Origin of the sequence: Limosilactobacillus avium (genome assembly GCF_947381485.1) — a bacterium.
Lineage (GTDB): Bacteria > Bacillota > Bacilli > Lactobacillales > Lactobacillaceae > Limosilactobacillus > Limosilactobacillus avium.
The window spans coordinates 17,047-29,156 of record NZ_CANCWN010000009.1 but is presented as its reverse complement, the minus strand read 5'-3'; the positions used below and the strand labels follow the sequence as shown (position 1 = coordinate 29,156).

The following is a 12,110-nucleotide window of genomic DNA, read 5'->3' as shown; positions in this document are numbered from 1 at the left end:
GGGAGAAAGCAGATGAAAGCTGAATATTTAATAAAGGTCATTTTGCCACCGTTCATTATTTTTGCCGTCCTGGTTGCTTTGACCATTGCCAAGCTAATTTCGGGCTGGTTGATGTATGCCCTATGGATTGTTGGCTTTATCGTTGCAAACCTGATTGTGACGCGGTATACCGCTAAGCAGACCTATCAACGACGGAAGGAAATCCGCTTAAAGGAGGAAAAAAAGCAGAAAAATGAAGATCAAGGAGACTAAGCTGGGGGACTTCCTTTACCGGGTGGGCCTCTTCCTCGTTTTCTATGTCCTTATTCAAACGCCCCCCATGGCGATAGCAATTGCTAACCGGCGGCCCGATAACCAGGGAGTGGCAATCGTGATGTCTAGCCTGTTCGTGTTAATCTTTTTGTTCATTATCGACCGAGCCAGCTACGTCTTTCACCAGTATAACCAGCTGCCCCAAAAGGCCGGGATTAAGGTTGGTGCAATAATTGGTGGCTATCTTGCTCTGATGGTCGGGATGATGTTTTTCTCCTGGCTCAACCAAGTAATTTTCCACCAGAGCGGGACGGCGAATAACGAGTTAATTCGACAGATGCTGGACCATAACAGGTTAGTGACCGGTGTATTTGTAATCTCTTCCTTTACCCTGACTCCGGTTGCCGAGGAGTTGATTTTTCGGGGGATCTTAACCAACCTTTTCTTCAAGCCGACGCGTTTTTGGCCCAAAATTATTTTGTCCGGGATCGTTTTCTCATCAGCCCACGCCAGCACAACAATCGTGAGTTTTCTCCTCTACTGTTTTATGGGGATGGTGCTGGCCTATGTTTACCGGAAGACGGGAAACATTAAGAACAGCATGCTGATTCACGCCCTAAATAACGCGGTTGCCATCTCTGCCTTGTTGCATACAATTTAGTTTAAAAAGATGGTTGCAACCGCTTACAAGTGGTGGTATATTAAAGATGTGGAAGGAAAGAAGAAAAGAGATCATGATCCGTCATGAAGATCTCCCACGATGTAAGGAGCCGAAGGACATAAGGAGTAGGCAGAAGCAACGTAAGAGTGACCAATAGTATTGGTAAAGTTTATGAAGTGAGTCAGGTCACCAGGGTGCGCTTTACACATGGTTTATAAAATGCGACTTTGCGGAAGATAGAATCAAAATGTTAGGTAATTAATCAGTTCCAGAGCAAAGTGGCGAGATTCCTTCCGTATAGCCGGGGGATAAAGCTCCCCATGCACAATTAAGTCCCCAGGATTTGGGTTAACCAAGTTCTGGGGACTATTTGTTTGGTTAATAAAGGGAAAAGCTTGTTATACTGGATGGTAAGAAGGGGATGGGGTCGAGTGTTTTTATCAACAGAGAATTATCCACAGGCGCACCGAATCTTAGGGATTGTTAACGCAACGGGTCACCTGATGCTGACCAGTGACGCAATCGATGCTTTTGAATCTATGGACCAGCTCTTTGATGAGGTCAAGGAGAAGATGAAGGAACGGGCCGAAGCTAAGGGGGCTGACGGAATCGTCAATATTCGTTTTAATACGAACGTCGCCAATGTCCAAGTGGCACCGCGCTTCTTAGTGTTGACCGGTTACGGGACAATGATTCAACGGGTGAAAGCGTAAGAGAAAAAATGGAACATAAAAGGAGACACTTATCGTCTCCAAAGAAAACAAATAAGCCTTCAGTGTTCATGACTAATGCCGGCACTGAAGGCTTTATTGTACTTTCCGTGTTTCATCTAATTTATTGAGCTTATGCCACAACCCCACTTATTTATTGCGTTCTTCTTTCAAGAGTTTACGGACTTCTGCTTGGAGCTCCCGGTTTGATTTTTCGAGATCGCTTAACTTGTTTAAGACGGTTGCCATCCGGTCGTTGGTGTGGTCCTGGATGAAGAAATTAGTCAGGGAACTAGTAAGGACCCCGACAAAGCCGATTCCAATCACCATTAACAGAATTGCGGCAAGCTTACCGAGAAAGGTATGGGGCGAAATATCTCCGTAACCAATTGTGGTGGCGGTTGCGATGGCCCACCATAGTGATTCGCCGTAAGGAACATGCTCACTGATTGAGTACATCGAGGCACTGACAATCAAAATAGCGATACTGGTGTAGATGATGTATATCAGGCCGTTGATTTTTAGCAACCGGTTGAGTTTACCGGTAAGCCCGATGAGACGGACAAGGCGGAAGACAACGACGAGCCGCCCAATGCGGGCAAACCGGAAGAGGTTAAAGGAGGCACTGACTGGGATGATCGACAGGAGGTCAAAAATATTTTCCTTAAAGAACTTTTTCTTGTCCTTGGCGAGGAAGAGGCGGGCAAAGTAATCAATGGTAAAGATGATTAAGATGGCGTTATTTAACAATTCGGGGTAGCCATGGTTGATATCAATGACCGACCCGTAGCTAAGGACAATTAGGATAATCGAAATGATGGCGAGCACCGCCATAAATACTTCATAGATTTTCTGGTTAGTTTTCATTATTTCCCCCACGTACGAAAAAAGCCCGGTAGAAAAACTACCGAGCTAACTGATGCCCCAAACAGGATTCGAACCTGTACATGGAAACCCATACAACGACCTGAACGTTGCGCGTCTGCCAATTCCGCCACTGGGGCATTGCTATCTATCTCTATCAGACAACAATAATTATTATACTGATTTTTCATCAGAATGCAAGCCTTTATTTAAAATAAAGCAATAATAATTATCAAAGTGATGACTAACGCCGTCGTAACAATGAAAGCTTGGAGGGGGTTACCAAAAGTTTCCCGCTTAAGCCGGAAAGTGTTTTCCATCAGGATGTAAACTGCTACTAGGTAGAGCAGCCAGATAATGTGCCAGACAATGTGGGCAGGGAAAACAACAATAAATTGGATAACAGCCAGGGTCAAGAGAATGAAGAAGGTAATTCGGGCGATCCCTAACCAGTCCGAAACGTGTTTTTCCTTCTTAGAGTGGTTACCAAAGATGTTGGCAAATAAAAGAATCAGGACGATAAATTCCCAAAACAACTTGAGCATTTCGCTGACCCCCTTTCTGCTATGATTTTATCATAATTATGGACAATGACCAATTTGCTTTTGACTTGAAAAAAAGCCGAAAAAAGAGTAAAGTGTTTCCTGTTATCCTATTGGAAATAGTAGCGAGGTGAAAACGAATGGCTGATTTTGAAATTGGTGATGTAGTTGGCTGCAAGAAGTTTGGGCCAATGGATCACGACTTCCAAGGTGTAGTTGAAAAGGTCTACAACAATTCAATCATGGTTTCCATCAACGACTTTGATCCAGCTGACAAGAGTGGTGTCAACGAGCTTAATGGCCGGGCAGTTATTCGCCAAAGTGAAGCGAAAATGATCAAGGCTGTTCCACGAGAAGAAAAAGACGATGATGATGCGGACGAAAAGAAGACGGCCAAGAAAAAGCCAGCAAAAAGTCGAAAAAAAGTGACAAAAAAGGCTGACAAAAAGAAATAAAAGGTATATACTAACTTAGTGTTATCAATTAAGTTAGTTATGCGGGTATAGTTTAGTGGTAAAACTTAACCTTCCCAAGGTTGCGTCGCGAGTTCGATTCTCGTTACCCGCTTATCGCAAAAGCTGGAGATAAGTTCTTCAGCTTTTTTTATTTTCTTCGATTTCCCCCAACTTGTAATTAGGGAGGATTTTGCTATAATATGTGATTGTGAAACTGCTTTGAGTAGTAGCTAGCAGCCAGGAAAAGCGATCCTAAGTTGGTGGGAGTTAGGAGCTGGTGGTTAGTGAAGGCGTGCAAGGCAGGATAGATTTAATATAAGTAATAATGAGTGGAAACCAATTTCAATTAGAGTGGTACCGCGGGAATTCTCGTCTCTAGTATTTTTAGTAATACTGGAGACTTTTTATTAAGGAGGACGTACAGATGGATGAAAAGCAACAAGTAGCAACAGCGGTTGCAGCAGCGCTGCCGGACCTGTCACTTGACGAGATCACGGATAAAATCGAACGGCCAAAGGATGCCAATAACGGGGACTATGCCTTCCCGACATTCTTCTTAGCCAAGACCTTGCATAAGGCACCGCAGATGATTGCGGCTGACCTGGTTAAAAAGATTGACCAAACGGGCTTTGAAAAGGTCGTCGTTGCCGGTCCGTACATTAACTTCTTCCTGGATAAGGCACAAGTCGGGGCCGAAATCATTAAGGCCATCCTTGCCGACCCAGAAGGCTACGGTAAGAAGGACCTGGGTCACCAAGCCAACGTGGTAATTGATTACTCCTCACCAAACATTGCCAAGCCAATGGGTATGGGGCACCTGCGTTCAACAATGATTGGTGAAGCCGTTGCCCGGATCCTAGAAAAAGAAAATTACACCCTGATTCGGGTTGACTACCTCGGTGACTGGGGAACCCAGTTCGGTAAGCTGATGGCCGCATACGAGATGTGGGGGAGTGAAGAAGAGGTCAAGAAGGACCCGATTAACACCCTGCTTAAGTACTATGTCCGGATTAACACCGAAGCAGATGAGCACCCCGAATACACTGAACTCGGCCGGGAGTGGTTTGCTAAGTTGGAACACGGTGACAAGGAAGCCTGGCGCTTATGGCACTGGTTCCGTGAAATCTCAATTGAACGGTTCCAAAAGGTTTACGACATGCTGGACGTTCACTTTGACTCCTTCCACGGGGAAGCCTTCAGTGCCCAGAAGATGAACGACCCAATCCAACTGTTGAAGGATAAGCACCTCCTGAAGTCCAGCCGGGGTGCCCAAATTGTTGACCTGGATGCCTACAAGTTGACCCCACCATTGATTATTAAGAGTAACGGAACGACCACCTACATTACCCGTGACCTGGCAACCGCATTGTTCCGGAAACGGATGTACGGCCATGCCAAGTCCCTTTACGTGGTTGGTGCCGAACAGGAAAACTACTACAAGCAATTAAAGGCCGTCCTAAAGGAAATGGGCTTCACCTGGTGGAACCAACTGGAACACATCTCCTTCGGTCTGATGAACCTGAATGGTAAGAAGATGTCAACACGGAAGGGGAACGTGGTCGACCTCGAAGACGTGCTGAACGATTCAATCAAGCTCGCTCGTCAACAGATTGCCGAAAAGAACCCAACCCTGAAGAACGCGGACGAAGTTGCCAAGCAGGTCGGTGTCGGTGCGGTTATTTTCCACGACCTGAAGAATGACCGGCGGAACGCGGTTAACTTTAAGCTGGAAGATGTCGTTAAGTTTGAAGGGGAAACTGGTCCGTATGTCCAGTATGCCCGTGCCCGGGCGGAGAGCATCCTGCGGAAGGGTGGCATCCGGGACTTCAGTAACGTTGACCTGACCAAGATTGGTGACTCTGCTTGGGACATCCTGAGTTTCCTCAGCCAATACAGTAACGCTGTTGAACGGGCTGCGGTCAACTACGACCCATCGGTAGTTGCTAAGTACGCTCTGGAACTTTCCAAGAAGTTCAACCAATACTACGCCCACAACCGGATTCTTCAAGACGACGATGAGCAACCAGTTCGTCTTGCACTGGTTCAGGCGGTTAGTCACATCCTGAAGGACGCTTTGGCAATGCTTGACATCAAGGCTCCCGATGAAATGTAAATGATAACTTAAAATTAAAGAGGTTGGAAAATCTTTCTCCAGCCTTTTATTTTTGCGATACTTTAAGCCTTAATAAAGGATTGCCCCTGACCGGTCTAAGGGCAAAAAAGTATGCTAAAATAACAGGCAACCTTTAAACGAACAAATGGAGATCGGAAATGAAACGCGAACCACAACCTAATTCAACTAAGGAACGCATCATTGCGTGGCTAAAAGAAGTTGGTAGGAAGATGCGCAAGGAGTTAAACGTTTTCTGGCAACTAGTGAAGAAAAACGTCAGTCGTTTTTGGCACCGGTACCAGATTACCCGTTGGCTCATTGTCGTCTTTTTGAGTATTTTTCTGATTGCAAGCATTCACCTGACTTTCATTGCTAAGACGGCGAACGTCAAGAATTTGCAGAACCGGCTATCACGCCCCACGATGATTTACGACAATAAAAAGCAGTCAGCTGGTAGCCTCTACTCGCAGAAGGGGACCTACGTCAAGCTGGATAAAATTTCCGCCAACGTTCCGGCCGCGGTCCTGTCAACAGAAGACCGTAACTTTTACCACGAACACGGCTTTTCCATTAAGGGTCTTGGCCGGGCCGCCTTTTTGCTAGTGAAGAATAAGCTCCTCCACCGGGACTACATCTCTGGTGGGGGGAGTACCCTGACTCAGCAACTAGTCAAGAATGCCTTCTTAACCCAGCAACAGACCTTCTCGCGGAAGGCCCGGGAAATCTTCATCGCGGTAGAGGTGGAGAACCAGTATTCGAAGAACCAGATCCTGACAATGTATTTAAACAATGCCTACTTTGGCCACGGGGTCTGGGGGGTCCAGGATGCCGCCCGGCGTTACTTTGATGTCAATGCCAGTCAGCTAACTGTTCCGCAGGCGGCCATGCTAGCGGGGATGCTTACTTCACCCGGAATCTATGACCCGATTGAACACCCGAAGGCAACGCTTCAACGGCGGAACCTGGTCCTCCAACTGATGGTCGAGAACAACAAGTTGAGCCAGTCGGCGGCGAATAGTTACAAGAAAACCCCGCTGGGCATCAACAGTGGCTACGTAGCTAACGACAGCTACAAGTACCCGTACTTCTTTGATGCGGTAATCTCCGAGGCGGAGAGCCGCTACCACCTGTCGGAAAAGTCAATCATGAATGATGGCTATAAGATTTACACCACCCTTGATCAGGGACAGCAGGAATCGATGCAGGACACCTATGATGATGACGATAATTTCCCTGCTAATTCAAGTGACGGCACAATGGTTCAATCCGCTTCGGTGGCGATGAACCCGAAGACCGGGGGTGTAACGGCGGTTGTTGGTGGCCGGGGTAAGCACGTTTTCCGTGGCTTTAACCGGGCAACCCAAATGCGGCGGCAGCCTGGGTCGACGATCAAGCCAATCGTGGTTTACACGCCTGCTTTGGAGCACGGTTACTTCTATGACTCAATCTTGCAGGATAAGAAGCAGTCGTACGGGACAAACAACTACACACCAAAGAACTATGACGATACCTACAGCGGTAGTGTGCCAATGTACAAGGCCCTGTACGAAAGTTTGAATGCCCCTGCTGTCTGGCTCCTCAATAAGATTGGGGTCAACCAGGGTTACAAGATGGCGCAAAAGTTTGGCCTACCGGTCGAAAAGGGCGACCGGAATTTGGCCCTGGCCCTTGGTGGAATGACGAAGGGGGTCTCTCCCCAACAAATGGCCCGGGCGTACGCTACCTTTGATAACGACGGGCAGATGCCGACCCCACACTACATCACCAAGATTGAGGATGCCTCGGGGAAGGTGATTGCCCAGAACAAGGGTTCCAAGGTCAAACACGTCATTTCCAGCAAGACCGCTAAGGAAATGACCAGTATGATGATTGGCGTCTACGAGCACGGGACCGGTGAAACAGCCAAGCCGAGTGGCTACACCCTGGCCGGGAAGACCGGGACGACCAATTCCGGTGTCAAGGGCGATGAGTCCAACGACCGTGATAAGTGGATTGTTGGTTACACCCCCGACGTTGTGGTCGCCACCTGGGAAGGGTATGACGACACGAATTCCAGCCATGTCCTCCAGGATATTTCTGAGCACAATATCAACAGCCTCTTCAAGACCGAAATGACGGGGATCCTGCCGAATACGCCGGGGACTAAGTTTACGGTTGAGGATGCCCAGACGCGGGCCAACAAGCGCTTGAAGAAGCCGTCCGGTTGGAAGTCGCTCTTTGACAACGGCAGTGACCTCACCGACCGCTTTAACCAGACGGTCAATAACTTCAGTGACCGGGCCAATAAGATCTGGGACAGTGTTAAGTCCCTCTTCTAGTCCCCTTTTAATCGGGAAGGCAAACATGATACAATTTGTAGTAAGTAATCAAAAAGGAGTTTTTTTACAATGGTTGTAAATATTTACGATTCAGCAAATGAAATGAGTCGTCAACTTGTTGATACCCAAGAATACCAAGGCTTAAAGAAGGCCCTGGACGAATTAAAGGCCGACACGGAAGCATTTAATTCCTTCAAGAAGTTCCAACAAATGCAGGCGGGCGCCCAGCAAAAGCAAATGAAGGGTGAGAAGCCTTCCGATGACGAAATCAAGGCAATCCAAACCCTGGCAAAGGAAATCAGCGGTAAGAAGGCCGTTCAAAACCTGATGAACCAAGAACGTCAAGTCGACCAAATGCTGCAACAACTGAACAAGACGATTACCAGTCCTATCCAAGACCTCTACAGTGACTTAATGCCTGACCAAAACAAGCAGTAAGCACTATTTCTTGGTAAATGATAAGTGGCCTCCACTATTCGGTTTGATCCGGATGCTGGGGGCCATTCCTGTAAGAAGGGGAGTTTATGAAATTTATCCACACTGCAGATTTACACTTGGCGAGTCCATTCCAGGGGTTAACAGACATTCCGCACCAGCTCTGGCAACGGGTTCACGCGGCGACTTTCGCGGCTTTTAAGAAGATCGTGACCGCCGCAATTGATGAGGACGTTGACTTTATGCTAATTGTCGGCGACGTCTTTGACCGCGAGCAAAAGAGCATCGCGGCGATTGACTTCTTCGTGACCCAGCTGCAACGTCTAGCGGCGGCGGGCATCCCCGTTTTCCTGTCCTATGGGAACCACGACTTTAATACTGGGACGGACCAACAGATTGATTTGCCCGCCAACGTCCGCGTCTTCGGCCCCACCGTCAGCACTAAGCACCTGACCCTGAGCGACGGGACCAGCGTTGCCATCACTGGTTTTAGCTATGCCCGGCGGTGGGTTGATGAAGATGTTGTCGCCAGTTTTCCCGTCAAGAAAAGCGCGGACTGGCAAATTGGGATGCTGCATGGTGCCCAGTACCAGGCCGGTGGCAGTAACCACTACGCCCCCTTCACGCTTGACGAACTCCGGGCAAAACATTACGACTACTGGGCGTTGGGCCATATCCACCAGCACCAGCTTTTAAACGCCCAGCCGCCAATTGTTTACAGTGGCATCCCCCAGGGACGGCACAAGAACGAGGGTGGCCAGCATGGCTACTACCTGGTGGAAAGTCGGGGTCACCAATTAGTCCCATCCTTTGAGCCCCTGGACGGAATCGCGTGGACCCAGGCGGGGGTTGACCTTTCAACGGTTACCAACCCGCAGGAGCTTACGGAGGCGGCTACCCAGGCGGGCGCTAAGCTAACAAGGAATAACTTGACCCTTGTGGCCTTGCAGCTCGAAAACACGGATCACCTATCGCCGGAATGCCGGACAATGCTCCGTGATGGGACCCTCCTCAACCACCTTCAGGACCGGCTTGCCCACCAGGACCAAATAAAGTGGTGGCCCTATGAGTTATCCATAGCGCCGACCGCTAACCTTCCAAAGTTAACGGACCTGGACCAGCGTTTCTGGACGGACGCGCAAAAGGCAGTCTTTACGCCAGAGAACATTGCTCACGTCGCCCAGCCCCTGCTCCGCCAGGATGTTTTATTTGACCAGTTAGGGGCGGAACTTACCCCAGAGAAACTTTATCAGCTTGCCAAGCAGGTGTTAGGGGGGATCAGTAGTGAAAATTAAGAGTGTCCACATTGACGGCTTTGGTAAGTGGCATGACCAGGACTTTGATTTTTCCGCTAACCCCCAGGTAATCTTTGGCAGTAATGAGGCCGGGAAAACGACGCTGGCGACCTTTATCCGGAGCATCCTCTTTGGCTTTGCAAACGCGAAGGGGAAAAACCGCTACCAGCAGTACAAGCCGCGGACGACCGGTACTTATGGGGGAAGCCTTCTCGTGGAGGATCACGGGACCCGGTACCGAATTCGGCGAACGGCCGGCAAGGGTGGTGGTCTGGTGACGGTGACTGACATGGACGGCCACCGCTTTGGTGAAGATAAGCTGGCTAAAATGCTTGCCAACATCGACCAGGACTTATACCAAGCGGTCTTTAGCTTCAGCCAGGAGGAACTGGCAAATATCAAAGACCTTAGTCCTGACGAGGTTCACCACCAGCTTAAACAGGTCGGGGCTGTCGGCAGCCAGCAGTGGGACCAACTAATTGCCAGCCTGGTTAAGCGTGGGGATGAACTTTACAAGCCTCGGGGCCGCAAGCCACAGTTAAACCGCCACCTGGATGAGTACCGGCAACTTGCTCGACAAGCAGTACAAGCAAGTCGTAAGTATGACCAGTACATGGCTGCTAATCGGGACCAGCAGCAACAAAAAGCAGCGGTCCAAAAGTGGCAACAAGAAGAAACAAATTTAACCGCCCGGGTCAACCGGTTGGACCAGCTAAGTCGCCTGTGGCCAATCTATGATGCCTGGAAGAAGAGACAGCCACAAGCAGCGACAGTTGCGGTTGCCCCAGACGATATTGAGCAGGTCAACCAACTACGGGGCCAATTTAATGGCTTGGCGGCCCAACTGGGGACCCTCAGGGATGAAATCGCCCGCTTGCAAAAAGATGTCGCGCAATTTGACCGGGACGAGCTAGCGGACTACCACCAACACCGCTATGATTACCAGCGACTCCAGACGGCCCTGCTCCAGCTCCAGTCGCGCGATGACCAGTACCACCAGCAGCAGGGACGTCTTGAGCAGCTGTTTGCGGAGCGCAACCGTCTCCAAAGGCGTTACGGTCACCAGTTACCAAAGCCGCTGTCCGAACAAGAAACCGTGACGCTTCAGAGCCTTTTAGGCAACCATCCGGCGTCTACAACAACTAACCGGCGGATGTCTGCAGGGCTTTTGGGCCTCGGTGCCGCCTTGTTTATCCTGGGAATGTTCGGTCACCACGGGTTGGTCATGCTGATGGGACTGATTGTCCTGGCGGCTACCGGGGCGTGGCTTTATAAAATAAATAATGAGACAAGCCGGTCCACTGATCACCAACAGGCCGCCCTGCGACGTTTTGGCCGCCTCCACGGACTGACCAATTTTCCGGTCAGCGAATGGTTGCCAATGCAAGCCGACTTATACCGGGTTGCAGAACTGGACCAGCAGATCGCCAATTCACAGACAGCGGCCAGTGAGATTAAGACACGGCTGGCGGAACTGCAGCGGCGGTTGACAGGTAAGGCAAGTGGCCAGACGCCGGCAAAATTAAGTCAGCACTTTAATGACTGGCTAAGCCGCCGGGCCAGTGACTATCAGGAATGGCAACGGGTCACCCGGCAGTTGGAAAACAGTCAGCAGCAAGAATCCGCGGTGCGGGCCCAGCAGGACAAAATTACTGACCAGCTCAAGCAAATTTACCGTCGGGCCCAAACAAGTAGTCCGGATGACTTCGACAGCCTGGTCAGCCAGCAGGCCGGTCAGCAGACCCGCCGTATTACGACCAGCGTATACGGTCAGCAGTTAACGGCTGCGGATAAGGCGGCGCTGGCCCGCTTTGACAGTGAAGCAAGCCTGCGTGATCGGCAGCAGCGGTTGGCCCATCACTTAACTGAAGTCCGTGCCCACCTGCACGGGGCAAGGGAACAAGTCCAGCGGGACCAGTTCACCATCAAAAACTTGGCGGCTGATGGAACTCCCGATGAATTGGCCCAACACCAGGCCAGTTTATTGGCAAAGATTATCCAGGAGGCCCAGCAATGGATGAGCTACCAGCTGGCAATTCAATGGATTGACCGGGCCCTGTCTTTGGCCTCAACCGACCGCTACCCGGCGGTTATTAAAGCGGCGGAAAAGAACTTTGCCATCTTAACGGGCGGACATTACCAAAAGATTGCCTTAGCAACCAAGGAAGTCCGGGTATTGGATGACCAGCAAGAGTGGTACGCGGTCGGGGAACTGTCGACCGGGACGGCGGAACAGTTATTCGTGGCCCTCCGTCTGGGCTTCATCAGTGTAATGAGCGACCGGTTACGGTTACCAATTATCATTGATGACGGTTTTGTTAACTTTGACCAGCAGCGTCGCCAGCGGGTGATCGAACTCCTCAATGACCTGGCAACAAGGAACCAGGTCTTGTACTTTACCGCCAACGACCAGGCGCGAAAGCTTCCCGGCGTCTTGGACCTCGATCGTGAATAATTTATGAAGA

At 49.8% G+C, this 12,110-nt stretch carries 11 protein-coding genes and 2 tRNA genes; 10 read left to right on the top strand and 3 right to left on the bottom strand.

Annotated features, from left to right (window positions below):
• Positions 1-12 precede the first annotated feature (12 nt).
• From QOS01_RS04540 to QOS01_RS04530, 3 genes are all read left to right on the top strand, one after another.
• Positions 13-252 (top strand): hypothetical protein, encoded by a 240-nt coding sequence (locus QOS01_RS04540; RefSeq protein ID WP_283621285.1) that lies wholly within the window; start codon positions 13-15, stop codon positions 250-252.
• Entirely contained in the window at positions 233-913 is a 681-nt protein-coding gene (locus tag QOS01_RS04535; RefSeq protein ID WP_283621284.1) for a CPBP family intramembrane glutamic endopeptidase, read from the top strand. Before QOS01_RS04540 ends, QOS01_RS04535 begins: the two co-directional genes overlap by 20 nt.
• Before the next feature lie 431 nt (positions 914-1,344).
• Positions 1,345-1,626: a heavy metal-binding domain-containing protein gene (locus QOS01_RS04530; protein WP_283621283.1), complete on the top strand. Its 282-nt coding sequence runs from the start codon at positions 1,345-1,347 to the stop codon at positions 1,624-1,626.
• 147 nt (positions 1,627-1,773) lie between these two features.
• Here the strand turns inward: QOS01_RS04530 and QOS01_RS04525 are convergent, their stop codons facing one another.
• The 3 genes from QOS01_RS04525 to QOS01_RS04515 all read right to left on the bottom strand — a co-directional run bounded on the left by QOS01_RS04525 (position 1,774) and on the right by QOS01_RS04515 (position 3,032).
• Positions 1,774-2,490, bottom strand: coding sequence for a potassium channel family protein (locus QOS01_RS04525; RefSeq protein WP_283621282.1), 717 nt, complete (start codon positions 2,488-2,490; stop codon positions 1,774-1,776).
• A 53-nt stretch (positions 2,491-2,543) separates the two neighbouring features.
• A tRNA-Leu gene (locus QOS01_RS04520) sits at positions 2,544-2,627 on the bottom strand.
• A 69-nt stretch (positions 2,628-2,696) separates the two neighbouring features.
• On the bottom strand, positions 2,697-3,032 hold the full coding sequence (locus QOS01_RS04515) for a hypothetical protein (protein WP_283621281.1): 336 nt from the start codon (positions 3,030-3,032) through the stop codon (positions 2,697-2,699).
• Positions 3,033-3,169: 137 nt separating this feature from the next.
• Here QOS01_RS04515 and QOS01_RS04510 point away from each other — a divergent pair, with 137 nt between their 5' ends.
• The 7 genes from QOS01_RS04510 to QOS01_RS04480 all read left to right on the top strand — a co-directional run bounded on the left by QOS01_RS04510 (position 3,170) and on the right by QOS01_RS04480 (position 12,100).
• Complete coding sequence (locus tag QOS01_RS04510) at positions 3,170-3,484, top strand: hypothetical protein (protein WP_047767115.1); 315 nt, start codon at positions 3,170-3,172, stop codon at positions 3,482-3,484.
• 41 nt (positions 3,485-3,525) lie between these two features.
• Positions 3,526-3,596: transfer RNA gene (locus tag QOS01_RS04505), tRNA-Gly, on the top strand.
• A gap of 312 nt (positions 3,597-3,908) precedes the next feature.
• On the top strand, positions 3,909-5,597 hold the full coding sequence (argS, locus tag QOS01_RS04500) for an arginine--tRNA ligase (RefSeq protein ID WP_283621280.1): 1,689 nt from the start codon (positions 3,909-3,911) through the stop codon (positions 5,595-5,597).
• Positions 5,598-5,755: 158 nt separating this feature from the next.
• Positions 5,756-7,915, top strand: coding sequence for a PBP1A family penicillin-binding protein (locus QOS01_RS04495; protein WP_283621279.1), 2,160 nt, complete (start codon positions 5,756-5,758; stop codon positions 7,913-7,915).
• Between the two features lie 69 nt (positions 7,916-7,984).
• Positions 7,985-8,353: a YlbF family regulator gene (locus tag QOS01_RS04490; RefSeq protein WP_047768601.1), complete on the top strand. Its 369-nt coding sequence runs from the start codon at positions 7,985-7,987 to the stop codon at positions 8,351-8,353.
• A gap of 86 nt (positions 8,354-8,439) precedes the next feature.
• Entirely contained in the window at positions 8,440-9,645 is a 1,206-nt protein-coding gene (locus QOS01_RS04485) for a metallophosphoesterase family protein (protein WP_283621278.1), read from the top strand.
• Positions 9,635-12,100: an ATP-binding protein gene (locus QOS01_RS04480; RefSeq protein ID WP_283621277.1), complete on the top strand. Its 2,466-nt coding sequence runs from the start codon at positions 9,635-9,637 to the stop codon at positions 12,098-12,100. Before QOS01_RS04485 ends, QOS01_RS04480 begins: the two co-directional genes overlap by 11 nt.
• Positions 12,101-12,110: the final 10 nt, after the last annotated feature.

What these genes read in the sequence shown, in the direction of transcription:
- QOS01_RS04540 (WP_283621285.1), top strand. Translation starts at nt 13, where the DNA reads ATGAAAGCTGAATATTTAATAAAGGTCATTTTGCCACCGTTCATTATT.
- QOS01_RS04535 (WP_283621284.1), top strand. Translation starts at nt 233, where the DNA reads ATGAAGATCAAGGAGACTAAGCTGGGGGACTTCCTTTACCGGGTGGGC.
- QOS01_RS04525 (WP_283621282.1), bottom strand. Translation starts at nt 2,490, where the DNA reads ATGAAAACTAACCAGAAAATCTATGAAGTATTTATGGCGGTGCTCGCC.
- QOS01_RS04515 (WP_283621281.1), bottom strand. Translation starts at nt 3,032, where the DNA reads ATGCTCAAGTTGTTTTGGGAATTTATCGTCCTGATTCTTTTATTTGCC.
- QOS01_RS04510 (WP_047767115.1), top strand. Translation starts at nt 3,170, where the DNA reads ATGGCTGATTTTGAAATTGGTGATGTAGTTGGCTGCAAGAAGTTTGGG.
- argS (WP_283621280.1), top strand. Translation starts at nt 3,909, where the DNA reads ATGGATGAAAAGCAACAAGTAGCAACAGCGGTTGCAGCAGCGCTGCCG.
- QOS01_RS04495 (WP_283621279.1), top strand. Translation starts at nt 5,756, where the DNA reads ATGAAACGCGAACCACAACCTAATTCAACTAAGGAACGCATCATTGCG.
- QOS01_RS04490 (WP_047768601.1), top strand. Translation starts at nt 7,985, where the DNA reads ATGGTTGTAAATATTTACGATTCAGCAAATGAAATGAGTCGTCAACTT.
- QOS01_RS04485 (WP_283621278.1), top strand. Translation starts at nt 8,440, where the DNA reads ATGAAATTTATCCACACTGCAGATTTACACTTGGCGAGTCCATTCCAG.